Source organism: Yoonia sp. (genome assembly GCF_017854565.1).
Taxonomy (GTDB): Bacteria; Pseudomonadota; Alphaproteobacteria; order Rhodobacterales; family Rhodobacteraceae; genus Yoonia.
This window is the reverse complement of sequence record NZ_JAFMHJ010000002.1, coordinates 1-25,637: the sequence shown is the minus strand read 5'-3', so window position 1 is coordinate 25,637 and position 25,637 is coordinate 1. Positions and strand designations below refer to the sequence as shown.

Here is a 25,637-nt window from a genome sequence, read left to right as displayed (position 1 = left end):
AACAACAATGGGGCGGCATATGTCGGGACTTCAAATAGACAAGCTATCCATGCGGTTCGACCTGCCGAACGGATCATCGGTGCAGGCGCTGCAAGACGTGTCCGTCGACCTGAAAGCAGGCGAGCTACTATCGGTTCTGGGGCCATCGGGCTGCGGAAAAACGACTCTTCTGAATATCGTTGCGGGGTTTTTGGCCCCAACCGCAGGCACCATAATCCTGAATGGCAAAACCGTCAGCGGCCCCGGCCCGGAACGCGGCATGGTGTTTCAGCAGGGCGCCCTGTTCGAATGGATGAGCGTGCGTGAAAACGTCGGTTTCGGCCCGTCGATGAAAGGCATGGCCAAAGCGCCCAAGGCGCAGATCGTCGATCACCTGCTTGATGTGGTCGGCCTGCAGGATTTCAAAGACAAGGCGGTTTATGAACTTTCGGGCGGCATGCAGCAGCGCGTCGCATTGGCCCGCTGCCTTGCCAATGAACCCGACGTGATCTTGATGGATGAACCGCTTGGCGCGCTTGATGCGCTGACGCGTGAAAAGATGCAGGGCCTTGTTCTGAAGCTGTGGAAGGAAACCGGCAAGACGATCATCCTGATCACCCACTCTGTGGAAGAGGCGCTGCTATTGGGCGAGCGCCTGATCGTGATGGCCCCGCGCCCCGGTCGCATTCACACCGAATATCGCCTGCCCTTTGCAGAAATGGGCGTCGGTCAAGACCTGCGCGAGGTCAAGAAGCACCCTAAATTCGCCGAAACCCGCGAAGAAATTCTGGGGATGATCTGGGATATGGAAGAAGAAATCATGGGCCGGACGGAGACTGCATAATGGAATTGCTTGGCAACCTCTGGGGCGAACTCTGGGCCGTCCTCAAAACGCTTTTCGCAGCAGCCCCCTATGTGATTGGCTACATCCTGCTGATCCTGCTGACGATGATGATCTGGACCGGGATCAAACGGCTGTTGACCCCCAAACATGACTATAGCTCTCTCAAGACCGTGACCTTTGGTGACGAAAGCGCGGTAACCTCGAATTCGGTCGCATCGGTGGTGTCCATCGTGCTGATCTTTGTCCTTTGGGCGGCGTTCACCGGGTCCCGATTGCTGCCCGGTTTCATGCATGCGCCGGGGCCATTCGTGGGTGACGGGTCGTTTACTTATACGATCATGACACCGGACGGGCAAACCGACGATGCGACGGTTTCGGTCGTGGTGCATCCCGCCACGGTCGAAACCGCAGCCCCCGAAATCAGTCCCGGTGATGGGATCGCCAAGAATGATGCCATCGCTATCGCCAGCTATCGCAGCGCGCTGCTGCGGGTCGACAACAACGACGAAATGGGTCGCGACGACGGCACGTTCGTCACCGCCGTCAACGGCCAGCCCATCGCGCCTGACGGGTCCGTCAAAGTGGCTTTCGGCAGCGTCACGATGTCCGGCAAAGGGACGTTGAACATCATCCCGGCGTCTGGCGTGCAGATGGAACCAATCTGGCTGCCCGCCCCCGAAGCGGTGTGGAAACGCATGACCGAAATCGCCACCGAGGGCTACCGCAACTCTACCCTTGCCGAACACCTTGGCTATTCGCTGTTCCGGGTCATCGTCGGCTTTACGCTCGGGGCGCTGATCGGCATCCCGCTAGGCTATGCGATGGGGCTGTCCAACTGGTTTCGCGGCTGGTTTGATCCGATCGTCGAATTCATGCGCCCGGTGCCGCCGCTGGCCCTGATCCCGTTGGTGATCATCTGGGCGGGCATCGGCGAAGTGGGCAAGATCATCCTGCTGTTCCTTGCCGCGCTGTGGATCATGGCCATTGCCGCGCGATCCGGCGTGTCCGGCGTGCGGATTTCCAAGGTGCATGCGGCCTACAGCCTTGGCGCATCGAAATGGCAGATCATGCGCCATGTGATCATCCCCAACTCGCTGCCCGAAATCTTCACCGGGGCGCGCGTGGCGATGGGCGTCTGCTGGGGCACCGTGGTCGCCGCCGAATTGGTCGCGGCAGAAAAGGGGGCCGGCATGATGATCATGGTCGCGTCCAAATTCCAAAGCACGGATATCGTGTTGATGGGCATCATCCTGATCGGGATCATCGGGTTCAGCATCGACATGCTGATGCGCTGGGCCGAACGGATATTGGTGCCGTGGAAAGGCAAAGGCTGATCTGATAGGATTACGCCCTTGACCTTCCTGTGACTGGAACCCCTATGTAGTGGCAGAACCATAGGGGAACGGTATCATGGCACAGGCCACAGAGATCAAATTCGGCATCGACGGGATGACCTGCGCATCCTGCGTGGGGCGCGCGGAAAAAGCGATTACAGCCGTCTCGGGCGTTCGTCAGGCGCATGTGAACCTCGCCAATGCCTCCGCGACGGTGCAGCTTGATGGTGCGGGCACCGGGCGGGCCGTCGCGGGCGCGCTCAAAGCAGCGGGATATCCCGCGTTGCCGCAAAAAATGCGTCTCGCCATCACTGGCATGACCTGTGCGTCCTGCGTCAATCGGGTCGAAACCGCCCTGCAAGACGTGCCCGGCGTGCTGTCGGCCACGGTCAATCTGGCCGACGCCACTGCCACCGTGATCACCCTGACCGACCCGGTCCCATTGCAGGACGCGGTGGCCGCTGTCGGCTATGCCGCCGCCCCGCTTGACACCACACAGCCCACCGACAACCGCCAGGCCCAAGAGGCCAAGGTGTATCTGCGTCACTTCTTGATTACGGCGGCCCTGACCCTGCCGGTCTTTGTGATGGAAATGGGCGGCCACATCTTTCCCGACCTGCACCACCTGATCGCACGCACGATCGGCACGCCGACCAGCTGGATGATCCAGTTTATCCTGACGACGCTCGTGCTGGCCGGGCCGGGCCGGGGTTTTTTCACCAAAGGCGTGCCTGCGTTGATCCGTCTGTCCCCTGACATGAATTCGCTTGTGGTGCTGGGCACCTCGGCGGCGTGGGCGTTTTCCACCATCGCGCTTTTCGCGCCCGGCCTGCTGCCCGCCGACACCCGCGCTGTGTACTTCGAGGCGGCAGCCGTCATCGTCACCCTCATCTTGCTGGGCCGCTGGCTCGAGGCGCGGGCCAAGGGCCAGACCGGGGCGGCGATCAAACGCCTGATCGGCCTGCGCCCCGCCACCGCGCGCCTGTTGCGCGACGGTGCCGAGATAGAGGTGCCGATTGCCGATGTGGTGCGCGGCGATGTCCTGATCATCCGGCCGGGCGAACGCATCGCAACCGATGGGGTGGTGCGCGATGGCGCGTCATTCGTGGATGAAAGCATGATTACCGGCGAACCCGTGCCCGTAGAGAAAACCAAAGGCGGCACGCTGGTCGGTGGCACCGTCAACGGCAATGGTGCGCTGAAAATGCGTGCGACGGCAGTCGGCGGCGACACGATGCTGGCGCGCATCATCGCGATGGTCGAAGCGGCCCAGGGCGCGCGCCTGCCGGTGCAGGATCTGGTCAACCGGGTCACGGCGTGGTTCGTGCCGGGGGTTATGGTGATCGCGACGCTGACGGTGCTGATCTGGCTGGTGCTGGGCCCGGCGCCGGTGCTGTCGTATGCTTTGGTCGCGGGCGTGTCCGTCCTGATCATTGCCTGCCCCTGCGCAATGGGGCTGGCGACGCCGACGTCGATCATGGTGGGCACCGGGCGCGCGGCGGAACTGGGTGTGCTGTTTCGTCAGGGGGATGCGCTGCAGGCGTTGCAAGGCGTCGATGTGGTGGCCTTTGACAAGACCGGCACGCTGACCATGGGCAAACCCGCCCTGACCGACGTGATCCCGCTGAACGGCGACGCGGACACCCTGTTGCGCGATGTCGCCGCAGTCGAGGCGCTGTCAGAACATCCGCTGGGTCACGCGATTGTGGCAGCGGCCCAAAAACCGTTCCCGGCAGTGACGGACTTTGCCGCGATCACCGGCCACGGCCTGTCTGCGCTGGTGGACGGGCGCCGGGTGCTGATCGGCGCGGCGCGATTGCTGGAAAAGGAAGGCATCGACCCCGAACCGCTGGTTGCACAGGCCGCCGCATTGTCCTCAGCAGGCAAGACTGCGATCATGGTCGCCATCGACGGGGCCGCGGCCGGTGTCATCGGCGTGGCCGATACGCTGCGCCCCAGCGCCAAGGCGACCATCGCGGGTTTGCAGGCGCGAGGCGTGCGGGTGGTGATGATCACCGGCGACGCCGCACGCACGGGCGCGGCGATTGGCGCAGAGCTGGGCGTGGCGGATGTGATTTCAGATGTGCTGCCCGCTGGCAAGGTTGACGCGATCCGGGCCTTGCAGGCGGATGGGGCCAAGGTGGCCTTTGTCGGGGATGGGATCAACGATGCGCCCGCTCTGGCTGCCGCTGATGTCGGCATTGCCATCGGCACCGGCACCGATGTCGCCGTGGAAAGCGCGGATGTCGTGCTGATGTCGGGCGACCCCGTCGGCGTGCTGAATGGCATCGCGGTCAGCCGGGCCACGATGGCAAATATCCGGCAAAACCTTAGCTGGGCGTTCGGCTATAACGTGTTGCTGGTGCCGGTCGCGGCAGGGGTTCTCTATCCGGTCTGGGGCGTGCTGCTGTCACCGGCGCTTGCTGCTGGGGCGATGGCGCTGTCCAGCGTTCTGGTCGTCACAAATGCCCTGCGTCTGCGCTGGGTCAAAGGGATAGCATCATGAATATCGGTGACGTCGCCACCCAGACCGGACTACCTGCCAAGACGATCCGCTACTACGAAGACATCGGGCTGGTCACGCCGGAGCGGGGCGCGAACGGTTACCGCATCTTTGGTCAAAGCGATGCACATAAACTGGCGTTTCTGGCCCGTGCCCGCGCGCTTGGGTTTTCCATCGAAGACTGTCGCAACCTGCTGGCGCTATGGGGTGACCGCAGCCGCGCCAGCGCCGATGTCCGTGCCATCGCCAAACACCACCTGACCGAGATCGAGACCAAGATCGCCGGTCTGGCCGCCATGCGCGATACGCTGGCGGAATTGGTGCAGGAATGTGCCGGTGACAATCGCCCCGATTGCCCGATCCTGAAAGGTCTCGAAGGGGCCTGACGCGCCCTGCATCGTATGTACGCTGTGCGTACGGCTTGTGTACCCATTCTGCATGCCCCGCTGCAGCCTGCGGTCACGACTTTACATGTTTGATCTGCACATTCGGAAGCCCGATGGGCGTCACGCCAAAATCCCGGCAACTGCGTCCAAAACCTTCGGTTTCCAGCAAATCATCATATGGAATTTCGGGGAACCGCACGCCGGCCCGATGCACCGCCGCGTGCACCAGCAACATGGTGCCCCCGACCGATGACAAGGGCACCCGTTCAAGGCAACGTAACGCATGCAGCGGACGGCGCTGACGGTAGGTGACCGGCGGCATGAACAGGCCGCGTTTTACGTATTTGTAATAGGTATGGTCGCGCGCGCTGCCGTCGTCATGAAATGCGTTCAAATCATAGCTTTTCCCGCCCCACTCAAGAACGCAATCGGGTGTGACGACCTTGGTCCGTTCGGCCAGAAGTCGTTTCAGAACGCTGGAATCATAGTCGCAGACATCTACGTCAATCCAAAGCGCCCAGTGATCGTCATCCGCGATGCCCCGATCAATCAAGTGATTGCGCACCTTTGCCAGATTGGAGCGGCGGGCCAGTTGCAGCGCACGAAGCCACCGCTTGGATCGGTCCAGCGGGGCGCCCGTGACGCAGCGTGTCACGATAATATCGCGGAATTCACTGCGGTGCTTATCTGCCAACTCCGCCAGTTTCTCAGTCGTGTGATCCGTGCTGTCGCCTTCGCAGAAGACGATTTTCAACTGATCCTTTGGGTAATCCAGCGCCAGCAGCAGTGCAAAGCACCGATCCAGAAACGGTTCTGCATCGCGCACCGGGATCAAGATACTGACATTGGTGTCGGTCGGTGCCACGGGGCGATGCAAAACCGACATGTTGATTTGCTTTTTCAGCTGCATCTGGCCCAGAAACGGGCCGCGTGTCAGGTTGTATTGTGCCTTGCGGAGCTTGCGTTTCATGCGCGTCGTGCGATTGGACGTCGGCAGGCGATACCACGACCCACGCCAATAGTGGTTGCAGATATGGTGACCCGCATAATCGCCAAATGGCACAGCCGTGCTGCGCCACCCTTGGTCGGTCAGCGGATTGAACAGATGACAGGACTGGATGGCAAGGGTGTCAGGTTCGTCGAATGTCGCCACCGCGCTTGTCAAAACGACAGGACCGGTAGATTCAAGTACATAGCCGCTGGCATGCCGCGACCGAACCAGCAGCGCGATAAGATGTTCCCAGAATGGATGCCCTTTGGGGCTGGCCATGACGCCGTTGAAAATCACACGGCTAAGGCCAAGCCGGGTGGCGTGATGGTGATGCTCGATCGGCTCTTCGGCCAAGATCACCCGCGTGTCCTGCGCGATGACATCAAGCGGGGAGACGCATTCGGTATCAAGGTCGGCATAGACCCCGCCGCAATGATGCAGGATCAGATAACGCCCCATGTCTGCCCGCTGCACCGGGTTGGGATAGGACAAATAAAGGTCCTCCAACTCGGGATAGTGGTCGTGGACAAGGCCGCGCAAATCACTGTCCGTCCAGAGCCGATAATCCCAGCCGGGATTCAGGCGCTTCCAACTGTCTGGCCATTCCTTGGGGTCTGGAATGTCCTCGGTTTTCCATGTTTGATGGATGCAATGTGAAATTGTCAGGCTGTGCCCATGAACATCGTACATATCGTATATGAACCTCCGCTGGCGCATGGATCTGGTGCTGATTTGCGAAACCTTGCCGTGGGCCTTGGCCTGTCCGGCGTTGCGCGGACCAACACCATAGCAGTACAGGACTGCTATGGCACGCAAAAGCGCTACCCGACGCGCAAGGTATCGTTCATCGAAGCGGACCTGCAGCCTGTGGTCATTGCGGACGTTGCCGGGCAAGTTGCGCGGATAGACCCGGATATGGTGGTGGTTGACGGCGTATTTCTGGGCGACATCGCCAAGCGGCTGATCGCAGATGGGCGTCGCGTGATTATCGACATGCACAATGTCGAAAGCGCACTGCAACAAGAAGTTGACCGGGCAAAATATGGCTGGCTGGCCGCTCTGCGGTTTCGCAAGCGCTGGCGATACGCCCAAGCCGCTGAAAGGCAATTGGCCGAAATTGCTGATCGGATCTGGATGTGTTCGGCACGCGATGTGGCATTGATGCAACGCATTGTCGGGGACCATATATTGATGGACGTTATCCCCAACCCCGCCCCTGCGTGGTGCCGGCACGCTGAACCACATTCACCGCCTGATCCCTGGATCGCGCGGGCGCTGTTTGTCGGCCATCTTGGGTATCGGCCCAATATCGAAGCCGGCAAACGACTGTTGCACTGTATCCAGCCGGCAATCCGCGCGGTGTTCCCCGATGCCACGCTGGACATTTGCGGCAGATCGCCGGGCCGGCTTTTGCGCCGCCATGCCGCTGGCGTGCCCGGTGTCACATTGATTGGCGACCCTGCGGATCTGGCGCCTTTCTATGCGCGTGCGACAGTGGCCCTGATCCCGTTGGCCCAAGGCGGCGGCACCCGTTTGAAAGTGTTGGAGGCGATGGCCATGGGCGTGCCTGTCGTCGCGACCGCCAAGGCCGTCGAGGGGTTGGACGTCGTACCCGATGGTACGTTTTTGTTGGCCGAGACAGATGCCGACTTTGTCACAGCGCTGCAGCGACTGACGGCTGATCCGCAATTGGCGGGCCGATTGATTGATGCCGGTCGGCGCTTTGTATTTGAACATCATGGTCAGCAGACCATTGATCTGGCCGTGCGGCATGCGATTGATCGGCGCGCGGCACTTGATCGCTAATGCACAGATCGGGCAGTCTGCGCGACATCATTTTGGCCTGAACGACGATCGCCACTGATCAATGAAACGCACGCGGCGGTGTTGGTCGATGGCCACCAGCAAGGCTGGCTCGATTGCGATGTCGCGTTGGGCGCTGATTGGCAGGTTGGTGTCCTCGCTGTCGCCACGATCAACCAGATTTCTGTCGGCAAGAACGGATTGACCTTCCGGCGACAGAAGAAAGTCGAGCAGTGCCGCTGACATGACCGGGTTTCTGGCGCCACGCGGAATCATGTACGCGCGCGACAGGAAAAGCGTGTAGTCCTCTGGTTTGATAACGCCAATGTTTTCTGACGCGACCGGGTCTATGTACGACCCCAACACGTTGTAGGCGATCAGATAACGGCCATCGGCCACACCTTTGATGATTTCCGCAGAACAACAGGTTGCGACCGCATTGCTTCGCGCGAAACCCTCCAAAAGCGCACCAAAGGTCGTCGCCTCAAGACTGTCTGCAAAGGCCAGCAGATAGCCAAGCCCCGAAGCTTCAATGTCGTATGTCGCGATTTTACCGTCATAGGTGGTGCCGGGCTGGCGCATCAGATCAAGCAGCGCAAACCGTGTGCGGGGTGCGTCAGTCGCGGGGACCAGTTTTGTGTTGTAGATGATAACCGCAGCTTCATGCGTCACACCCCAAAGCTCGTCACGCCACCGCCGGGTGGGCGCAAGCGCTGCGGTCGCCGCCGACCTGTAAGGGCTGGCGCATGCGTGATTGACCAATGCCACCATCTGGTGAATTGCCGAAGAAAACACCGCGTCTGCCTTGGGCAGATCGCCTTCGCAGGCGGCAAGGCTTTGTGCATAAAGCGCGTTGGACCCCCATTGTTCATAGGTGATCGAGACGGTTGGGTTCTTGGCCACGAAGGCCTCTAGGGCGGGCCGGAAGATCACGTAATCCGTGGTCGAGTGGACAACAAGTTCGGTTGCAGGCGTGCTGCCGTTTGCCGTGATGTGTGCGACCGCCTCTTGTGCTGCGACGGGGATGGGTATGGCGAAAGTCATGGTGAATGCGGCGATGCAAAGGCGGATCATGGGGCGCGCTCCTCGCGTGCAGGCAGTTCAAGTGCAGCGCGAAAGCCGCTGTCGGTCGTTGCAAAACAAAGCCGTCCGCCAAACGCTTCGGCCACCGACCGCACGATGGACAGGCCAAGCCCGGAGCCAGTGCCCCCTGCCAAGGCAGAGGATTCGAACCGTCCACCCAAACGTGACAACACATCCGGTGAAGGCCCTGAACCTGAATCTTCGACCCAAAGCGATGCAACCGCGCCCTGTGCGGAAACACCGATCCGTATCGACGGCTTGCCATGCCGCATCGCGTTGACCAACAGGTTTTTTGCCGCTTCGCGCAGTGAAATCTCATCTGCCATGACAATGATTGGATCAGGTCCGATCACCAACGCGACCGGAACCCCGGGCGCAATCAGTTCATGATCGCGTTCTTCGATCACGGCCAACGCGATGTCGCGCAGATCGACCGGGACGGGGGGCGCATTGTCGGTGCGGTGGATGACCAATGCGCGCGACAAAATCTGGTCCAGCAATTCGCCCAGCGACCGGGTCCGTCGCAACAAGCGTTCAAGCCTTTGTGCCTGTCGCGCGGGCGTGTCCTGTTCTACGGCCAGTTCGGCCTGGGCACGAATCGCCGCGACCGGGGTGCGCAACTGATGCGCCGTGTCCGAGATCAGGTGCCGCAGCGCATCCACCTGACGATCCAGACGCAACATAAAGCGGTTGAGCGCGACAAGCATCACGCCCACCTCCGACGGCACGTTGGTTTCCATCGGGGTCAGATCATAGGGATCGCGCGCCAAAAGATTGTCGGCAATCCTGCCAAGTGGCCGCATCGCAGAGCGCACGACAAGAAACGCGATCACGATCAAAACAGCACCGGCAAAGGCCGCAGCGGTCAGCGCGCCGCGCGCAAGCGTCATCGCCATGGCATTGCGCGCCAGCAGGGTCTGGCCCACTGTGACCGTGACATTGCCCGAAAAATCCCGCTCTGCGAAACGCCGCACGACGGTGACGAAACGCGCCGGTTCGCCCTGCATCTCGGCATCAAAAAATTCGGTATCCCCGGTCCGACGGCGCAGGCCTTCTGGCAAACGCGCTGTTTCGTGTCCGGTCAGCAACCCCCCGTTTGGCCCGCGCACAGCATAGGTGATCCGGTCATCGGCAGCCAACCCCAACAGGCCGAAGGCGGACACCGGAAGATCCGTCAACGGGGCACCGTCGATCACGTCTATTGATTCTGCGATGTCCTGCGCGGCACCAACAAGAAGCCGGTCATAGGCCTGCCGCGCGGCAGACCGCCCGTATGTCCATGACGCAACCGCGACGATGACCCCGCCAACCGCCAGAACCGCCAGGACGGCTGTCATGACCCGCGACAGCAGGGACCATTGGGCGGTGGATGTATCAGCCATCCTCGTGAATCCTATAGCCCAGCCCGCGTTGGGTCTGGATGGCGACGCCCGAACCTGCGATCTTTTTACGCAAGCGTGCGATATAAAGCTCGATGGCGTTCAGCCCGACATTGATTTCGTCAAACGCGAACAACCCATCATAAAGCCGTTCTTTGCTCAATACCTGCCCGGCATGGCGCAAGAGCAAACCCAACAGCGCGGCCTCTCTGCGGGCCAGATCAAGCCGGTTACCCGCGATCTCTGCGGTCATCGACGCTGGCCAATAGGTCAGCGCGCCCAGCGACACGACATCGCTTTTCTGTTCGGTGTCGCGACGTGTCAGCGCACGCAACCGTGCTTCCAATTCGCGTTGATCGAAAGGCTTGACCAGATAATCGTCGGCCCCCAGATCAAGTGCGCTAACCCGATCATCCACCGAAAACAAAGCGGTCAGCATCAGCACGGGTGTCCGATTGCCGCGCATGCGCAACCTACGCAACAGGTCGGTCCCGGTGCCGTCCGGAAGATTGATGTCCAGCACCACCGCATCATAGCGCTGAACCGCCAGAAAATCCTCGGCGGCCGCAATGCTTCCAGCGCGGTCGCACGCCATTCCGACGCGGCTCAACTGTGCTGCAATGGCCTCGGCCAGATCAGCGGCATCCTCTACAATCAGGATTCGCATGCGCGCTCGGACTCCTCCCGATTTCGACAATCTTGCCCGGCAATAGGTCTGTGACAGCTTCGTGACAGGATTGACAGGTACGGTCATCGTAGCCCGCCGCAACGACGCTGCAAACCCCAGCGATGCAGGCGGCGCACAACGGGGCGCGCAGGTCGCGCTTATTTTGCTCTTGGGAGGAGACAAAAATGATATTTAACGTAACTCGGTTCGCCATGGCGGCGGCCATTCTGGGTGCGTCCGCGCTCACCGCGACAGCACAGGAATATACCCCTGAAAATCCAGAGTGCATCGCACCTGCCAATCCCGGCGGCGGCTGGGACTTTACCTGCCGGCAGGTCGGAAAGTCGCTACAGGATCAGGGGCTGCTTGGTTCGACCATGCAGGTCGTCAACCTTGCCGGTGGCGGCGGTGGCGTTGCCTACGCAGAGGTCGTCAACAAGCGTAGCAACGATAACGACCTGATCGTTGCAGCATCGTCGGCGACTGCGACGCGCCTTGCACAGGGTGCTTACCCTGGCAACACAATGGATCAGGTGCGTTGGATCGGGGCTGTGGGCGCGGACTATGGCGTGATTGCCGTGGCCGCTGACAGCGAGATCGGCGATCTTGCCCAGATGTTGGAGACGATGAAGAACGATCCAACGGCGATTTCCGTTGCTGGCGGCTCTGCCGTCGGTGGGTGGGATCACCTGAAGGTTCTGATCGCAGCAAACGCCTATGGCATAGATGACGTCCGCTCGATCAAGTACATCGCCTTCGATGGCGGCGGCGAGGCGGTCACACAACTTTTGGCCGGATCGGTCCAGGCCTTTACGGGCGACCTGTCCGAGGCACGGGGCTTTGTCGAGAGTGGCGACATTCGCGTCATCGCGGTTCTGGCGCCCGAGCGTCTGTCTGGCGATTTTGCCGACATGCCGACCGCGCGGGAACAGGGCGTTGACGCCATCGGCGCAAACTGGCGTGGCTTTTATGCACCCGGCGGGATGTCGGATGCGGCCTATGATGCATGGGTCAGCAAGATCGCCGATCTGTATGCGTCCGATGCGTGGAAAGACGTGATGGAGGCCAACGGCCTTGCGCCGCTTGATCTGCAAGGCGCCGCATTCGAAGAGTTCGTTGTGAATTCAGTCAGCCAAATTGAGAAGATTTCCAAGGAAATCGGCATCATCAAGTAAGCGCTGCGGATTGCGCACAACAGGGGTGCCGCCGATCTGCGCGGCGCCCCTTTCCGCATCCGCCCACCACAGTTTTAGCCAAAGGAGATCCCCATGAGTGATCGCATTTTCGGCGTATTCGGCCTGCTTCTTGCCATCGGCTTTGCCTTTGCGGCCTTTGCGATCGAGGAAAGTTTTCTATCCGATGCCGTCGGCCCCAAGGCCTTTCCGCTGATCGTGGCCGCCGTTCTGGGCGTGTCGAGTCTGGTTATCGCCATGCGCCCCGACGCAGAGCCCGCGTGGCCCGCGCTGGGGCGGCTTGTTGAAATCGGAGCCGCAGTGGTGGTCATGGTGCTTTATGCACTGATGTTGCCGGTTATCGGCTTCGTCTTGGCGACCGCCATTGCTGCGGCTTATCTGTCGTGGCGTCTGGGATCGTCGGTCATCGCGGCGATTGCCACGGGCGTAGGGACCTCAATCGGCATCTACGTTATCTTTCATCTGGTGCTGGGGCTTTCGCTGGCCCGCGGCCCGCTTGGCTTCTGAAGGGCGCTGTTATGGAAACACTTTCAAACCTCGCGGATGGTTTTGCCATCGCGTTGACATGGCAAAACCTGCTGCTTGCCCTGCTGGGCTGCTTTTTGGGTACGGTGATGGGCGCGCTGCCCGGGCTTGGTCCATCGAACGGTGTGGCAATTCTGATTCCTCTGGCATTTACGCTAGGGTTGGGACCGACGCCGTCGATGATCCTTCTGACATCGGTGTATTATGGTGCGATGTACGGCGGACGTATTTCATCAATCTTGCTGAACATACCGGGGGATGAGCCTGCGATGATGACCTGTCTCGACGGGTATCCAATGGCGCAAAAAGGGATGGCGGGTCAGGCGTTGTCGCTGTCCGGCATCGCATCTTTCGTCGGCGCGTTCTTTGCGACATGGGGGTTGATTTTTCTGGCCCCGCAGCTGGTCAAAATCGCGTTGCTGTTTGGCCCCGCCGAATATTTCGCGCTTTTCGCACTGGCCTTCATGACGTTGGGCGGCGTGTCTTCGACCAATCAGGCCAAATCCGCATTTGCCGCAGCGCTTGGCCTTGGTCTTGCAACGATCGGCGTGGATACGCAAACAGGCGTGCCGCGGTTCACATTTGGCGAAGTCCACCTTTATGATGGTCTGGATTTCCTCGTGGCGATCGTCGGTCTTTTTGCACTGTCCGAAGTGTTTATCTTTCTGGAAAACCGCCATGGGGCCGCTGATGCGACCAAGAGCAAATTGGTTATTGGCCGACTGACCCCTCCCTTGTCGATGCTCAAGGAATGCACGCCGACGATGCTGCGCAGTTCTGCGCTTGGTTTTCTTGCGGGTGTTCTGCCGGGTGCGGGGGCGTCATTGGGGTCGTTCATTTCCTACTCGATGGAAAAGCGGCTGGTCGATAAGAAAGGCACATTCGGCACCGGCGATCCGCGTGGCGTCGCGGCGCCCGAAGCTGGTAACAACGCGGCAGCCGGTGGCGCGCTTGTGCCCATGCTGGCGCTGGGGGTGCCGGGATCAGGGACGACAGCGGTGCTGCTGGCAGTGCTTTTGTCGCTTAATATCACACCGGGTCCGCTACTTTTTGCCAATAACCCCGACGTTGTCTGGGGTCTGATTGCGGCGCTTTTCATCGCCAACTTCATGCTGCTGGCATTGAATATCCCAATGGTCGGTCTGTTCACGCGGCTGCTTCTGATCCCGCCGCGCGTTCTCATGCCAATCGTCGCGATGGTATCGTTTGTCGGTATCTATGGCATCTCCGGGTCGTCGTTCGATCTTTTGGTCATGATCGGTTTCGGCATTATGGGGTGGGGGCTGCGCAAGTTCGATGTGCCGCTGGTGCCGATTATCCTGGGCACGTTGTTGGGCAACACGATGGAAAACAACCTGCGCCGCGCGATCACGATTGACGATGGCAACTGGTTTACCCTGATCGACAGCCCGCTTGCGGTGGGACTTTGGATCGTCGCCCTCATCGGCTTTGTTCTGCCACTGATTATCGGCCGCAAGGTCCGCAAGGGCATGCACAAACGCCGGGACGAAGAAGGCTCTATCGCGGACTGATCGGATCAGGCTGTACCCCTCCCCCGGACCGATGATCGGGGGAGGGGTACGTTGGGCAGAACCATCGGCCGTATGGTGGCCGATGCTCCCTTAGGCAGGTGCCTGCGCAAGAGTGTCCCGGAAAACCAGTGTCGCGGCCAGTTCGACGGGCGCTTCGGTGATTCCGCCCTGCACCATCCGAACAAGTGCTTGGGCCGCACGCCTGCCCATCTCTCGATGGGGCACGTGCACCGTGGTGAGGGCAGGGAAGGCGACCCGGGCCAGTTCAATATCGTCAAAGCCCATAATTGACAGGTCGGCCGGGACAGCAATGTGCAACGCCTGCGCCTGCCGCAGCGCACCGACGGCCAACACGTCATTACCGCAGAACACGGCGGTCGGACGCGGCGCTTGCCGCATTAAATCAGTAAAGGCAGCGGCCCCGTTTTCGATGCCGTACGGGGTCTCGATGACGTGCAGTTCATCCCGGTCGATGCCGGCTTCGTCCATCGCCTCGAGTATCCCGATTTTACGTGCTCTTGCGCGATCATTCATCGCCGTCTCTGCCGAGATGAGCGCAAGTCGGCGATGCCCCAACGCAATGACTTTCTGGGCCATCGCATACATCGCCGCACGATTGTCAAAACCAACCGACGGGCACCCCGCGTCAAGGTCAAATGCCCACGTGACCAGCCAAGGAACGCCTTGCGCCTCTAGGAAACGATAGATTTCCGGGTCGCGTTCGTGGCCAATCAACAACAAGGCGTCCGCGCCCCGTGCCACCAGCGTCCGTATTTGTTCTGCTTCGATGTCGGGGCGGTATGACGTGCTTGCGACCAGCATGGTGAACCCATGCAGCCGCAATTCTTCCTGGAACGCCTGCAAGCCGCGCGCAAAGATCGCGTTTTCCATTGTTGGAATGATCGCCCCGATGGTGTTGGTGCGCCGCGCGGCCATGGCTCTGGCGCCAAAGTTCGGGGAATAGCCCATATCGCGCACCGTGTTCATGACTCTTTCGCGCGTGCGCACTGCGACCTGATCGGGAAAGTTCAAACACCGCGATACTGTTGCGGTTGAAACGCCCGCTGCCTTGGCGACATCGTGAAGCGTTGGTGTCGGTCTATGGGCTTTCATTTCGCTCCTTGGCGTGAATTTCGTGCTGCATAGATTTCGGTCCGGTCCGGCCTAACTGGATCAAGCATAAAAAATTAAATGTCAAGGCTTGCATTATGTCGATGTAAAGGCTTGCATAGGGATGGAATCGGCTGTGTGACTGGGAGGAAACGCATCATGTCGCTTATCGGGGCTATCATCTTGCTTTTAATATTCGCGGCGAACGTCGGACTGGGGTCCGCGTCCAACGCTGCGTTTTTGAATGACGTAGGCGAAATGCTGGTCCTTGGTGGCGTGGCCGTTTTGTTCGTGATTGCAATTTTGGAAAAAGAAGCTGCAGCCAAAAAGTAGCGCAGCGTGAACCTGTCCAGGGAGGACGACTATTGGAAAAAGAGAACGCAGAACTGAAGTCGGCAGAACGCCGGAATTTTCTCAAGCTGGCGGGCGCGGGCAGCTTTACGGCGGCTGTCGTGGCGGGTGCCGCAGGAACGCTTTGGTCGACCGAGGCCACGGCCCAGACCGCGAATGAAGAGCGCGATCGTGAACAAGCCGCCGAACATGTCATGACCATTGCGACAGCCTACGTCTTGGGCGCGACACGCAGCTATCCGATCATGCAGCTGGACCTCAAGGAAAACATTCAAAACGCAACCAACGGCAAGATTTACGTCAAGCTTGCGCCCGGCGGTCAACTCGGGGCTGGCGGTGCGCTGGTTCAGAAGGTGCAGACGGGCACCATCCAGGCCGCGCAGCATTCGCTGTCGAACTTCGCGCCGTTCGCATCTGTGGTCGACCTGATCAACATGCCGTACCTGTGTGGGTCAAACCAGCGTTTTACGAACCTTGTACACTCTGACGTCTGGGCACAGGAAGTGAACCCAAAGATTGAGGCCGCAGGCTTCAAGTCGCTGTTCTATGTGAATATCGACCCACGGGTCGTGGCTATTCGGGCTGGCGGCGCTGGCCCGGTTCTGGCGCCCGGCGATCTGTCGGGTATCAAATTCCGCGTGCCCGGCTCTGCGATGTTGCAGCAGTACTACCGCATGGTCGGTGCAAACCCGACGCCGGTTGCCTGGGGCGAAACGCCTTCGGCGATCAAGCAAGGCGTCGCAGATGCGCTGGATCCATCGGTTGGCGCGCTGTACGTCTTTGGCTTCAAGGACATTCTGAGCCACGTCACATTCACACAGGCGGTGCCTGACAGCCAAGTCTACTCATGTAACCTTGAGTGGTTCAATGCGATGCCGTCTGACGTGCAGGATGGTATCATGGAAGCGTCCGAAATCACGCGCCACCAGAACCTTGCAAAGGTGCCGTCATCACGCAACTACGCCATGGCTGAATTGCGCAAGGCTGGTGTGGAGTTCCACTCGCTTTCCGATGATCAACTGGCCGAGTGGCAGGCCGCAGGCGGCTATCAGTTGCCCGAATGGGACAGCTTCAAAATGGAATTGGCAGGGTCGATGGATACCTTTGCCAAGCTTGAAGAGGCAGCTGGCACAATGGGCCGCTATTACGTCAATGATGCCTGAGAGAAACAGGCGGGTGCCGTTTACGGTGCCCGCCGCGCTTTTCACACCATTCATCACGTGTCGGTCACGCCCAGCCGATCCATTCGGCAAAGCCGCAAAAGGGATTCACCATGAATTTACTGCACAGATTGAATCGCGACGCTGAACGCTGGGCGCTTTTGCTGTTTTACGTGATGCTGGTGCTGACAATGGCGGTCGAAGTCTTGCGCCGCGAAATCTTTTCTTATTCGTCGATCTGGGGCGAAGAAATCGTGCGCTATTCATTTATCTATCTGGCATGGATCGGCGCCGCAGCAGCCGTCAAGGACCGTGCCCATATCCGCATTGACGTGATCATGCATTACCTAGGGCCACGACCCAAGGCACTGCTGTATATTTTTGGCGATCTGGTGATGTTCGGCGTCGCGGTCATCGCACTTTATTGGTCGTGGGAAACGGTTTACGTCTCGTGGAAGTTCGGATCGGTCAGCCACGGCCTGCGGGTTTCGATGGTCTGGTTTTTGATGGCTGTACCCATCGGATTTGCGTTGATGATTTTGCGATTGACCCAGTCATTCCTGCATGACCTCCGCAGCTTTCGCGACGGCACCCCCGTCTACGAAGGCGACAAGCTGTTCGATTGAAGGGATAACCGATGCTTTTTAATACGCTCAATCAAGCGGTCGAACTGGGCTGGGATTTTTATCTGCCTGTCATCATCTTTGTCGTTCTTTGTGCGCTGGCCGTGCCGGTCTGGGCATCAATCGGTGTGGCGGCGATTGCCATGTTGCTGATGTCCGGCGACCTGCCATTGGCGCTGGTCGGCGAGAGCCTGTTCGATGGTATCGACGCCTTTGCCTTGACGGCAGTGCCGCTGTTTATCCTGACGGGCGATGTGCTGGTCCGGACCGGGCTGTCGCGAAAGTTTCTTGATGTGGCCGAGGCGCTGACCCAATTTGCCAAAGGCGGCTTTGGTTCCGCGACCGTCTTGGTCTGCGGCATGTTCGCGGCTATCTCGGGGTCTGACGCGGCGGGTGCAGCGGCGGTCGGGCGGATGACGATCGACCGGCTTGTCGAAAGTGGTTATCCACGCCCCTATGCCTGCGCATTGGTCGCGGCTGGCGCATGTACCGGTATCCTGATCCCACCCTCGATTGCCTATATCATCATTGGCCTTGTGCTTGGTATTTCCGCCTCGACGCTGTTCCTGGCGGCTTTGATCCCCGGCATCCTGATCCTTTTGGCGATCCTGACGACCAATATCGTTGTGAACCGAATCTACGGTTACGAAGGCGGTGGCAACCTTTCTGCCGGCGAGTATTTCCGCAATCTGGGTCGGGCTCTGGTCTCTGGCTGGTATGCATTCATCGTTCCCGGCGTCATCTTTTACGGGATATTTTCTGGCCGCCTGACGCCGACAGAAGCGGGTGCGACCGCGGTCATCGTGACCATCACCATCGGATTTATCCTTGGGACGCTGAAGCTGGCCGATTTTCCTGCCATGCTGATCAGCTCGGCCAAGGTGAACGGCATCATCTTGCCCATCATCGCCTTTTCGCTGCCATTGGCGCAGGCGCTTGCAATCATGGGGGTCCCGCAGGGGTTCGTCTATTCGATCACTGCGCTGACGGATGATCCTACCCTTCTTATTCTGATGATGATCGGCATCCTGATCGCTGCGGGCTGTGTCATGGAAACGACGCCCAACATCGTCATTCTCGCACCTATCCTCAAGCCGCTGGCCGATAATATCGGCATGAACGAAATCCAGTTCTGCATCATGATGATTACGGCCCTTGGTGTCGGGTTTATCACGCCGCCGCTTGGCCTGAACCTGTTTGTGGTGTCAGGCATCACGGGCGAATCCATTCTCAAGATTGCATGGCGCGCGGTTCCCTTTGTTTTCTTCATGCTTCTCGTTGTTCTACTGATCGCCTTCGTTCCAGCGGTCTCAACAACGATGCTTCCCGATATCTACAAATAAGGCAGACCCAAAATGGCACGACACTATCTCAAAAAAGCGACGCTCACGTCTCAGTCTGGCGCGTCTGATGTTCATGATATCGTGCGCAAAATATTGTCCGACATCGAAGCGGGCGGCGATGCCGCGGCCAGGGAATACGCCGCAAAGTTCGACAAGTATGACGGTAATATCATTCTGACCGCTGCGGAAATCGAGGCGGCAAGCGCGTTGGTCCCTGCCAAGCTCAAAGCGGATATCCAATTTTCACATGACAACGTGCGTCGGTTTGCCGAAGCTCAGAAATCCACGCTCAGTGACATCGAAGTGGAAATTGTGCCGGGCTTGATCGCGGGTCAAAAGGCGATTCCGGTTGATGCGGCCGGGTGTTACGTGCCCGGCGGGCGCTATAGCCACATCGCCAGCGCGATCATGACTGTGACCACGGCCAAGGTCGCGGGATGCAAACACATCACGGCAACCTCCCCGCCGCGCCCCGGTGTCGGTGTTCATCCCGCCATCGTTTATGCCGCGCATATTTGTGGTGCGGACAAGATCATGGCCTTGGGCGGCGTGCAGGGTGTGGCGGCAATGACCTTTGGTCTGTTCGGGCTACCCAAAGCCAACATCCTTGTCGGTCCGGGCAACCAGTTTGTCGCCGAGGCGAAACGGATTCTGTTTGGTCGCGTGGGCATCGACATGATCGCCGGCCCCACCGATAGCCTTGTCTTGGCCGACAGTTCCGCAGACCCGCACATTGTCGCGACCGACCTCGTCAGTCAGGCCGAGCATGGTTACAATTCTCCGGTTTGGCTGGTCACGGATGATCAGGCGCTGGCCCAAGACGTGATGAACCGCGTGCCCGACCTGATCGCCGACCTGCCAGAGGTTAACCGCGAAAATGCCGCAGCCGCCTGGCGCGACTATGCGGAAGTCATCGTCTGCGCCGACCGCGAGGAGATGGCCGCCACATCTGATGATTACGCGCCCGAACATCTGACCGTGCAGGCCGCTGATCTGGATTGGTGGCGCGGGCGGCTTAGCTGTTACGGTTCGCTGTTTCTGGGAGAAGAGACGACGGTATCCTACGGTGACAAGGCATCTGGCACGAACCATGTGTTGCCGACCTCCGGCGCCGCGTCATATACTGGCGGTCTTTCGGTCCATAAATATATGAAAATCGTCACCTGGCAGCAAGCAACGCGCGAGGGGTCCAAGCAGGTCGCAGAAGCGACGGCCCGGATTTCGCGTCTGGAGGGAATGGAGGGTCACGCGCGCGCTGCCGATGTACGTCTTGCCAAATACTTCCCCGACGAGAGCTTTGATCTGAACGCCGATGTCTGACCCGCGCGCGCTGTTTGACCTGACCGGGCGGGTGGCCTGTGTGACCGGCGCAAGTGCAGGGCTTGGGCACAGGGCTGCAATCGTGTTGGCAGCAGCAGGGGCGCGGGTGGTCGGTGTCGCACGCCGGGCTGATGCGCTGGCACAATGGGCGTCGCAGACCGGGGCAAATGCCGCGACGGTCGCCGCAGACCTGTCGCAGCGTGATCAGATTGGCGATATTGCGGCCCGGGTCGCGGCACCGTTTGGCCCACCCGATATCGTGGTGCACGCAGCTGGCATCAATACAAGAGAAGCCGCCGATGAGGTGTCGGGCGCAGGTTGGGACGTTACCATGAACCTCAACCTCGCCGCGCCATTTTTCCTAAGTCAGGCCTTTGCGCCTGCGATGAAAGCCAAAGGCTGGGGCCGCATCGTCAATTTCGCATCGCTGCAAACAACGCGCGCCTTTCCGGGTGGCGTGAGTTATGGCGCATCCAAGGCTGGTATCGCCCAGCTGACCCGCGCCATGGCCGAGGCGTGGTCACGCAACGGCATCACGGCAAACGCGATCGGCCCGGGTTTCTTTCCGACCGAACTGACCGGTCCCGTCTTTGCCGACCCGGACCGTGCCGCGCGCAATGCGGCACAGACATGTATCGGGCGAAATGGTGCTTTGGACGATATCGACGGGCCGCTGCTTTTTCTGTGCTCGAACGCATCTGCCTATGTCACCGGGCAGGTTCTGATGGTCGACGGGGGGTATACTGCCAAATGAAAGCGCTTGTTTACGATGCCGTTGAAAGGCTTGCGTATCGTGACATGCCGGACCCGCAGCCGGGACCGGGCCAGTGTCTGATCCAGGTGCAAGCCTCTGGGATATGCGGGTCTGACATGCATGCCTATCTTGGCCATGACGAACGCAGACCGGCCCCGCTGATCCTTGGGCACGAGGCTGCGGGTGTTGTCGTGGGCGGTGCGCGTGATGGCGAACGTGTGACGATCAATCCGCTTGTCTCTTGCGGTCGCTGTCGTGCCTGTGTCGCTGGCCGCGACAACCTCTGCCCTGAACGTATGATCATCTCGATGCCGCCGCGCGATGGGGCGTTTGCCGAACAGGTCGTCATGCGCGCGGCGAACCTTGTCACGGTGCCTGATGATGTGCCGCTGCGCATCGCCGCGTTGGCCGAGCCGCTGGCCTGCGGGTGGCACGCCGTGCGTCTTGGTGCTGCGGCGCTTGATCTGCCGCTGTGTGACGCGCGCTGTCTTGTCATCGGCGGCGGCGCAATCGGTGTGGGCGCGGCGCTGTCGCTACGTGCATTCGGGGCCACTGACATTCATGTCGTTGAACCCAATGAAATCCGCCGCGCGGCATTGGATAAGATCGACGGTTTCCACGCCGTTGCCCCCGGCACCGTTCAGGACGCGGATTTGATCATCGACGGCGTCGGCTATGCGGCGACCCGCGCTACCGCGACTGCTATCGCGCGCCCCGGTGGCATCATCATGCACATCGGTCTGGGCGAGGCGTTGGACGGGTTGGATATTCGCCGCATGACGTTGCAGGAAATTACCTTTATCGGCACCTATACCTATACCGCACAGGATTTTCGCGACACGGCTCAGGCCATTTTTGATGGCAGGTTGGGTGCCTTGGATTGGACAGAACAGCGCCCGCTTGCCGCTGGCCAACAGGCCTTTGCGGACATCAGGGCAGGTCGGGTTGCGGCCCCCAAGATCATCCTAGAACCGCAATCATGACGCCGGCATCAGGATCAAAACCCTGCGAGGTACGATATGTATAAGAACATTCTTGTCCCAATGGCCCTTGATCATGGGATCGGGCAATCCGCGCTTGCCGTTGCGCGCGCGCTTCTGTCCGAAGGTGGCGCGATCACCGCGCTGCACGTCTACGAGGCGCCACAGGGATCTGTCAGCGCCTATCTTGACGAAGGTGTTGTGCAGGATGCTTTTGACCGTGCCCAATCCCAGCTCGAGGCGCGGGCCAAAGATGAGCCAGCGCTTTCCGCGAAAATTGTCAAAGGGCACAGCGGGCGCAGCATCATTGATGTCGCCATTGCCATGCAGGCCGATTGCATCGTGATCGGCTCGCACAAGCCGGGCCTGATTGACTACCTTCTTGGATCAACCGCGTCCCGCGTGGTACGACATGCACCCTGTGCTGTGCATGTCTTGCGAGAGCCCAACTGACCCTTATCAATGACACCGCAGCACTCACCGGGATGAGCGCGCATACAGGAGAGCGAAGAACTTGGATATCAGCAAACAGATCGTGGATGACTTTGTCGCAAATGACATTTCATTCGTGACCACGGTGCCCTGCAAACAGCTGGCCGGCGTGATCGAGGAGGTCGATTCCCGACCTGAAATATATCACATCCCATCCAACAAAGAGGACGAGGGAATGGGCCTGTGCGCCGGGGCGTTCATGGGCGGCAAGCGGCCTGCGATCATCATGCAGAACACTGCGATCGGCGTGACCATCAACACGCTGGTGACGCTGACCCAATTTTACCGGATGCCGCTGCCGATGCTGATCTCATATCGCGGAGAGCTGAAAGAGCCGGTCGCGTGTCAGGCGGAAATGGCCGTGCATACCAAGGCGCTGCTGAACCAGCTCAACATCCCCACCTACCATTTCCACCACAGAGAGGACGCACAGGAACTGGATGCGATCCTGAAATACACATTCATGTGCAACAAGCCTGTCGCGATCCTGACCGACGCGACATTCTGGGGAGGCTACTGATGATCCGCTCTGACATTATCCGCGAGATTGCGCCAATTCTGCGGGACCAACTGGTCGTCTGCAACATCGGTCTTCCCAGCCAAGAGATGCATTTGATCGACGACAATGCCGCGAACTTCTACATGCTGGGCACCATGGGCCTGTCATCGTCCATTGGTCTTGGCCTTGCGCTGTCGCAGCCCAAGACGGTCATTTCAATTGATGGCGACGGATCGGTTCTGACGAACTTCGGCACGCTGCCGACGATTGCAAACAACGTGGCGGACAACTTTATCCTGCTGATCGTCGATAACGGGTCCTATGGCTCTACGGGCGATCAACCGACCTACGCTGGCAAGAAAACCTCGCTGACGGCGGTGGCCAAAGCCTGCGGTTGCGAAACCGTCGTCGAGTGTCAGGCCGAGGAAACCGGCAAGGTGCTGCAAGCCGCCATTGATAGCAAGAAAATGACGATCATCGTGGCCAAATGTGAAAGCGGCAATATCAAGGTGCCGGTGATCACCATGGACCCCGTGACCATCCGTGATCGTTTCATGGGCGCGGTCAAGGCCTAGCGCTTTGGCTACGGGCATACACTCCAGCGTTGATGCACGGCGTATCGCGCGTCAACGCTTGCCGTGGATGGTCTTTGACTACATCGACGGTGCCGCAGGGCGGGAAACGGGGGCGGCGCGTAACCGCGCCAGCTTTGACGCCCTTGTTTTGCGGCCCCGCATTCTACGTGATGTCAGCGAAAGATCTTTGGCGGTTTCGTTGTTTGGCAAAACCGCCAAAGCCCCGTTTGGCATCAGTCCGATGGGCATGTGCAATCTGTCTGGCCCCGGCGCTGACTTGATGCTCGCCCGGTTGGCCGCGCGGGAACAGGTGCCGTTGGGGGTGTCCACTGTTGCCTCTACCGCGATGGAGCCATTGATCGAGGCCGCAGAAGGGCATGCATGGTTTCAGCTTTATTTTAGCGGCGACGGCGCAGGCACATTCAAGCTGGTGGAACGGGCCAAGGCGGCGGGTTACGATACGATAATCCTGACCGTTGATGTCCCGGAGGTGGGGCGCCGTCCACGTGAATTGCGACACGGATTCACCATGCCATTTCGCATTGGACCCAAACAATTTCTGGACTTTGCCCTGCATCCGCGCTGGTCCCTTGCCGCGCTTTTCGATGGCCGTCCGCAAATGGCGAACTTTGACATGCCTGGGTATACATTCGACCGCGTGGAAAGTCGGGCGAAAGCGAATTGGGACACGCTCGCCCATCTGCGCGATATTTGGCCCGGTCGGCTTGTCGTAAAAGGCGTTCTTGACGTCGAAGATGCGCTGGCACTGCAGGCTGCGGGCGTCGATGCGATTCAGGTTTCAAGCCATGGCGCACGCCAACTTGAAAGCGCGCCGTCACCAATAATGGCGCTTGCCGAAATCAAGGCGGCTTTGGGCGGTGCATTCCCGTTGTTCTACGATTCTGGTTTACGCAGTGGTGAAGACGTATTGAAAGCCTATGCCCAAGGCGCCAGCTTCACATTCCTTGGTCGTATTCTTCAATTTGCCATAGCGGCGGCTGGCGAAGAGGGGCTACAGGCGCTTTGGGATGTTTTGCGTCAGGAAACAAGTATCTCACTTGCCCAGGTTGGCGCAAATTCACTTGAACCTCATGCCGTCCGGGGCATTATTCGCAACTAGGCAATCTGCCGGCCAGTTTTTAACGACAGACGGATTGGTGATTGATCCGCGGTGAATTGCGCCCGGTATCAGGTTCCCGCTAAATTTGGTATTTTTAATTATTATACTGGGCAAGAAATTCATACATCCTTAACCCTAAATTGGCTCTAGTGGTCGCGTTAAGTTGGTCCATGTGAAAGTAATTTTCACGTCAAAAGGAATGAGTGATGCGGTCTATCATGCTGGGAAGCATTTTTTTGCTGAGTGTTTTCGTGAATGTTTTGCAGGCGCAGGAAATAGTTGACCCTATTGCTATCGTGCAGGCCAGTGGTGTCTGTGCGCCGTTTGGCGTGGCATCTGCCACGGCCGCTCCGGATGGCACGATCCGCGCGGTCTGCAATGATGACGCCACGGCGTTTGTACCGCTGCTGGGCGGGCTGGGGCCGGTCTTGGGTGCTGGGGCTGCGGTTGCTGTGGCATCTGCGGTATCGGGTGGAAACGCGACGCCAGACACGCAATAGCCTAGCACGATGGATATCCCAACGCGATCAGCTGTGCGCCACTGACCCGGTGATAGCCGGTGATCCGGTGGCGGGCTTCGCGCATGAACCAATCCCGCAGCGGCGCGTTGTAATGCATGGCCATAACCCGTGACCAATGTTCGAATTGCGGCACAGAGAGAACCGCGCCGTATCTGCTGGGGCCATGGAACCCAAACGCCGTTGTCGGGCTGATACACAGGTCGCTGACGCCCAGATACATGGTGCAGGACGAATAACAAAACTTGCCGCGCAGTTCGACCCGGCTGCTGTCTGCATTGATCGCTGCGATTTCAACAGCGCGCGCGCCGATCAGGCCACCCCGATCATTTTCGACGATTTTCACAGCGACGCTTTGGCTGGCCGCCATGGCACCCCAAACGCCGATCGCGACGAGGCAGCTAATTTGTTGAAGGCCCGCCCGCCGCAGCAGGCCACCCCACGCGAAACGTGACATCGGCATCTCTCACTTTACCCACCACACGATTGTGTGGTTCCCGACGGCCAGTGAAGGGGTGAAACCGTTAATGCAGCGTTGCAGCGCAGATTTGAGACATGTTTGTAGAAATCTGT

The 25,637-nt window shown here is 59.6% G+C and carries 26 protein-coding genes; 20 read left to right on the top strand and 6 right to left on the bottom strand.

Features of this window, described 5'->3' with window-relative positions; all coding sequences use genetic code 11:
- Nucleotides 1-19: 19 nt before the first annotated feature.
- The 4 genes from QZ196_RS01350 (at nt 20) to cueR (ending at nt 5,046) form a co-directional block, all read left to right on the top strand.
- Entirely contained in the window at nt 20-823 is an 804-nt protein-coding gene (locus QZ196_RS01350; RefSeq protein ID WP_296423093.1) for an ABC transporter ATP-binding protein, read from the top strand.
- Nucleotides 824-927: 104 nt separating this feature from the next.
- Nucleotides 928-2,157 carry an ABC transporter permease subunit gene (locus tag QZ196_RS01345; protein ID WP_296423418.1) on the top strand — a complete coding sequence of 410 codons (1,230 nt, stop codon included), beginning with the start codon at nt 928-930 and terminating at the stop codon, nt 2,155-2,157.
- Between the two features lie 76 nt (nt 2,158-2,233).
- The gene (locus tag QZ196_RS01340; protein WP_296423091.1) at nt 2,234-4,663 is read left to right on the top strand and encodes a heavy metal translocating P-type ATPase; all 2,430 of its coding nucleotides are present in this window, start codon (nt 2,234-2,236) and stop codon (nt 4,661-4,663) included.
- Nucleotides 4,660-5,046, top strand: a complete 387-nt coding sequence (gene cueR / locus QZ196_RS01335) for a Cu(I)-responsive transcriptional regulator (protein WP_296423088.1) — start codon at nt 4,660-4,662, stop codon at nt 5,044-5,046. The genes QZ196_RS01340 and cueR overlap by 4 nt, the downstream gene beginning before the upstream one ends.
- A 73-nt stretch (nt 5,047-5,119) precedes the next feature.
- On the opposite strand, the gene QZ196_RS01330 is transcribed toward cueR, so the two are convergent.
- A complete protein-coding gene (locus QZ196_RS01330) occupies nt 5,120-6,727 on the bottom strand; it encodes a glycosyltransferase (protein ID WP_296423086.1) in 1,608 nt (535 codons plus the stop codon).
- On the opposite strand from QZ196_RS01330, the gene QZ196_RS01325 reads away from it, so the two are divergent.
- The gene (locus tag QZ196_RS01325; RefSeq protein ID WP_296423085.1) at nt 6,713-7,843 is read left to right on the top strand and encodes a glycosyltransferase family 4 protein; all 1,131 of its coding nucleotides are present in this window, start codon (nt 6,713-6,715) and stop codon (nt 7,841-7,843) included. The genes QZ196_RS01330 and QZ196_RS01325 overlap by 15 nt on opposite strands.
- A gap of 27 nt (nt 7,844-7,870) precedes the next feature.
- Here QZ196_RS01325 and QZ196_RS01320 read toward each other — a convergent pair whose 3' ends face one another.
- From QZ196_RS01320 to QZ196_RS01310, 3 genes are read right to left on the bottom strand one after another with little or no spacing between them, the layout of a single operon-like run.
- Entirely contained in the window at nt 7,871-8,914 is a 1,044-nt protein-coding gene (locus QZ196_RS01320; RefSeq protein ID WP_296423084.1) for an extracellular solute-binding protein, read from the bottom strand.
- Entirely contained in the window at nt 8,911-10,305 is a 1,395-nt protein-coding gene (locus tag QZ196_RS01315; RefSeq protein WP_296423083.1) for a sensor histidine kinase, read from the bottom strand. The genes QZ196_RS01320 and QZ196_RS01315 overlap by 4 nt, the downstream gene beginning before the upstream one ends.
- A complete protein-coding gene (locus QZ196_RS01310; protein ID WP_296423082.1) occupies nt 10,298-10,969 on the bottom strand; it encodes a response regulator transcription factor in 672 nt (223 codons plus the stop codon). Before QZ196_RS01310 ends, QZ196_RS01315 begins: the two co-directional genes overlap by 8 nt.
- 185 nt (nt 10,970-11,154) lie before the next feature.
- On the opposite strand from QZ196_RS01310, the gene QZ196_RS01305 reads away from it, so the two are divergent.
- The 3 genes from QZ196_RS01305 to QZ196_RS01295 all read left to right on the top strand — a co-directional run bounded on the left by QZ196_RS01305 (nt 11,155) and on the right by QZ196_RS01295 (nt 14,219).
- A complete protein-coding gene (locus tag QZ196_RS01305) occupies nt 11,155-12,144 on the top strand; it encodes a tripartite tricarboxylate transporter substrate-binding protein (protein ID WP_296423081.1) in 990 nt (329 codons plus the stop codon).
- 93 nt (nt 12,145-12,237) lie between these two features.
- Nucleotides 12,238-12,669, top strand: coding sequence for a tripartite tricarboxylate transporter TctB family protein (locus QZ196_RS01300; protein ID WP_296423080.1), 432 nt, complete (start codon nt 12,238-12,240; stop codon nt 12,667-12,669).
- A gap of 11 nt (nt 12,670-12,680) precedes the next feature.
- On the top strand, nt 12,681-14,219 hold the full coding sequence (locus QZ196_RS01295) for a tripartite tricarboxylate transporter permease (protein ID WP_296423079.1): 1,539 nt from the start codon (nt 12,681-12,683) through the stop codon (nt 14,217-14,219).
- A gap of 90 nt (nt 14,220-14,309) precedes the next feature.
- On the opposite strand, the gene QZ196_RS01290 is transcribed toward QZ196_RS01295, so the two are convergent.
- A complete protein-coding gene (locus QZ196_RS01290; protein WP_296423078.1) occupies nt 14,310-15,332 on the bottom strand; it encodes a LacI family DNA-binding transcriptional regulator in 1,023 nt (340 codons plus the stop codon).
- Between the two features lie 156 nt (nt 15,333-15,488).
- Between QZ196_RS01290 and QZ196_RS01285 the strand changes: the two genes are divergently transcribed.
- From QZ196_RS01285 to QZ196_RS01230, 12 genes are all read left to right on the top strand, one after another.
- Nucleotides 15,489-15,662, top strand: a complete 174-nt coding sequence (locus tag QZ196_RS01285) for a hypothetical protein (protein WP_296423077.1) — start codon at nt 15,489-15,491, stop codon at nt 15,660-15,662.
- 32 nt (nt 15,663-15,694) lie between these two features.
- Nucleotides 15,695-16,843 carry a TRAP transporter substrate-binding protein gene (locus tag QZ196_RS01280; RefSeq protein WP_296423076.1) on the top strand — a complete coding sequence of 383 codons (1,149 nt, stop codon included), beginning with the start codon at nt 15,695-15,697 and terminating at the stop codon, nt 16,841-16,843.
- 110 nt (nt 16,844-16,953) lie between these two features.
- A complete protein-coding gene (locus QZ196_RS01275; protein WP_296423075.1) occupies nt 16,954-17,466 on the top strand; it encodes a TRAP transporter small permease in 513 nt (170 codons plus the stop codon).
- An 11-nt stretch (nt 17,467-17,477) separates the two neighbouring features.
- On the top strand, nt 17,478-18,806 hold the full coding sequence (locus tag QZ196_RS01270; protein ID WP_296423073.1) for a TRAP transporter large permease: 1,329 nt from the start codon (nt 17,478-17,480) through the stop codon (nt 18,804-18,806).
- Nucleotides 18,807-18,818: 12 nt separating this feature from the next.
- Nucleotides 18,819-20,126 carry a histidinol dehydrogenase gene (gene hisD, locus QZ196_RS01265; protein ID WP_296423071.1) on the top strand — a complete coding sequence of 436 codons (1,308 nt, stop codon included), beginning with the start codon at nt 18,819-18,821 and terminating at the stop codon, nt 20,124-20,126.
- A complete protein-coding gene (locus QZ196_RS01260; RefSeq protein WP_296423070.1) occupies nt 20,119-20,880 on the top strand; it encodes an SDR family oxidoreductase in 762 nt (253 codons plus the stop codon). The genes hisD and QZ196_RS01260 overlap by 8 nt, the downstream gene beginning before the upstream one ends.
- Complete coding sequence (locus QZ196_RS01255; RefSeq protein ID WP_296423066.1) at nt 20,877-21,863, top strand: alcohol dehydrogenase catalytic domain-containing protein; 987 nt, start codon at nt 20,877-20,879, stop codon at nt 21,861-21,863. Before QZ196_RS01260 ends, QZ196_RS01255 begins: the two co-directional genes overlap by 4 nt.
- A 36-nt stretch (nt 21,864-21,899) precedes the next feature.
- Nucleotides 21,900-22,313 carry a universal stress protein gene (locus QZ196_RS01250; protein ID WP_296423064.1) on the top strand — a complete coding sequence of 138 codons (414 nt, stop codon included), beginning with the start codon at nt 21,900-21,902 and terminating at the stop codon, nt 22,311-22,313.
- Nucleotides 22,314-22,374: 61 nt separating this feature from the next.
- On the top strand, nt 22,375-22,872 hold the full coding sequence (comD, locus tag QZ196_RS01245) for a sulfopyruvate decarboxylase subunit alpha (RefSeq protein WP_296423062.1): 498 nt from the start codon (nt 22,375-22,377) through the stop codon (nt 22,870-22,872).
- Nucleotides 22,872-23,426 (top strand): sulfopyruvate decarboxylase subunit beta, encoded by a 555-nt coding sequence (comE, locus tag QZ196_RS01240; RefSeq protein ID WP_296423060.1) that lies wholly within the window; start codon nt 22,872-22,874, stop codon nt 23,424-23,426. Before comD ends, comE begins: the two co-directional genes overlap by 1 nt.
- Nucleotides 23,427-23,430: 4 nt before the next feature.
- Nucleotides 23,431-24,546, top strand: a complete 1,116-nt coding sequence (locus tag QZ196_RS01235; RefSeq protein WP_296423057.1) for an alpha-hydroxy acid oxidase — start codon at nt 23,431-23,433, stop codon at nt 24,544-24,546.
- Nucleotides 24,547-24,764: 218 nt separating this feature from the next.
- Complete coding sequence (locus QZ196_RS01230) at nt 24,765-25,046, top strand: hypothetical protein (protein ID WP_296423055.1); 282 nt, start codon at nt 24,765-24,767, stop codon at nt 25,044-25,046.
- Nucleotide 25,047: 1 nt separating this feature from the next.
- On the opposite strand, the gene QZ196_RS01225 is transcribed toward QZ196_RS01230, so the two are convergent.
- Entirely contained in the window at nt 25,048-25,521 is a 474-nt protein-coding gene (locus QZ196_RS01225) for a hypothetical protein (RefSeq protein WP_296423053.1), read from the bottom strand.
- Nucleotides 25,522-25,637: the final 116 nt, after the last annotated feature.

What these genes read in the sequence shown, in the direction of transcription:
- QZ196_RS01230 (WP_296423055.1), top strand. Translation starts at nt 24,765, where the DNA reads ATGCTGGGAAGCATTTTTTTGCTGAGTGTTTTCGTGAATGTTTTGCAG.
- QZ196_RS01270 (WP_296423073.1), top strand. Translation starts at nt 17,478, where the DNA reads ATGCTTTTTAATACGCTCAATCAAGCGGTCGAACTGGGCTGGGATTTT.
- QZ196_RS01305 (WP_296423081.1), top strand. Translation starts at nt 11,155, where the DNA reads ATGATATTTAACGTAACTCGGTTCGCCATGGCGGCGGCCATTCTGGGT.
- QZ196_RS01295 (WP_296423079.1), top strand. Translation starts at nt 12,681, where the DNA reads ATGGAAACACTTTCAAACCTCGCGGATGGTTTTGCCATCGCGTTGACA.
- QZ196_RS01285 (WP_296423077.1), top strand. Translation starts at nt 15,489, where the DNA reads ATGTCGCTTATCGGGGCTATCATCTTGCTTTTAATATTCGCGGCGAAC.
- QZ196_RS01225 (WP_296423053.1), bottom strand. Translation starts at nt 25,521, where the DNA reads ATGTCACGTTTCGCGTGGGGTGGCCTGCTGCGGCGGGCGGGCCTTCAA.
- QZ196_RS01345 (WP_296423418.1), top strand. Translation starts at nt 928, where the DNA reads ATGATGATCTGGACCGGGATCAAACGGCTGTTGACCCCCAAACATGAC.
- QZ196_RS01300 (WP_296423080.1), top strand. Translation starts at nt 12,238, where the DNA reads ATGAGTGATCGCATTTTCGGCGTATTCGGCCTGCTTCTTGCCATCGGC.
- QZ196_RS01310 (WP_296423082.1), bottom strand. Translation starts at nt 10,969, where the DNA reads ATGCGAATCCTGATTGTAGAGGATGCCGCTGATCTGGCCGAGGCCATT.
- QZ196_RS01290 (WP_296423078.1), bottom strand. Translation starts at nt 15,332, where the DNA reads ATGAAAGCCCATAGACCGACACCAACGCTTCACGATGTCGCCAAGGCA.
- QZ196_RS01275 (WP_296423075.1), top strand. Translation starts at nt 16,954, where the DNA reads ATGAATTTACTGCACAGATTGAATCGCGACGCTGAACGCTGGGCGCTT.
- QZ196_RS01325 (WP_296423085.1), top strand. Translation starts at nt 6,713, where the DNA reads ATGAACATCGTACATATCGTATATGAACCTCCGCTGGCGCATGGATCT.
- QZ196_RS01260 (WP_296423070.1), top strand. Translation starts at nt 20,119, where the DNA reads ATGTCTGACCCGCGCGCGCTGTTTGACCTGACCGGGCGGGTGGCCTGT.
- QZ196_RS01250 (WP_296423064.1), top strand. Translation starts at nt 21,900, where the DNA reads ATGTATAAGAACATTCTTGTCCCAATGGCCCTTGATCATGGGATCGGG.
- comE (WP_296423060.1), top strand. Translation starts at nt 22,872, where the DNA reads ATGATCCGCTCTGACATTATCCGCGAGATTGCGCCAATTCTGCGGGAC.
- QZ196_RS01320 (WP_296423084.1), bottom strand. Translation starts at nt 8,914, where the DNA reads ATGATCCGCCTTTGCATCGCCGCATTCACCATGACTTTCGCCATACCC.
- QZ196_RS01315 (WP_296423083.1), bottom strand. Translation starts at nt 10,305, where the DNA reads ATGGCTGATACATCCACCGCCCAATGGTCCCTGCTGTCGCGGGTCATG.
- QZ196_RS01340 (WP_296423091.1), top strand. Translation starts at nt 2,234, where the DNA reads ATGGCACAGGCCACAGAGATCAAATTCGGCATCGACGGGATGACCTGC.
- QZ196_RS01255 (WP_296423066.1), top strand. Translation starts at nt 20,877, where the DNA reads ATGAAAGCGCTTGTTTACGATGCCGTTGAAAGGCTTGCGTATCGTGAC.
- cueR (WP_296423088.1), top strand. Translation starts at nt 4,660, where the DNA reads ATGAATATCGGTGACGTCGCCACCCAGACCGGACTACCTGCCAAGACG.
- QZ196_RS01330 (WP_296423086.1), bottom strand. Translation starts at nt 6,727, where the DNA reads ATGTACGATGTTCATGGGCACAGCCTGACAATTTCACATTGCATCCAT.
- QZ196_RS01350 (WP_296423093.1), top strand. Translation starts at nt 20, where the DNA reads ATGTCGGGACTTCAAATAGACAAGCTATCCATGCGGTTCGACCTGCCG.
- hisD (WP_296423071.1), top strand. Translation starts at nt 18,819, where the DNA reads ATGGCACGACACTATCTCAAAAAAGCGACGCTCACGTCTCAGTCTGGC.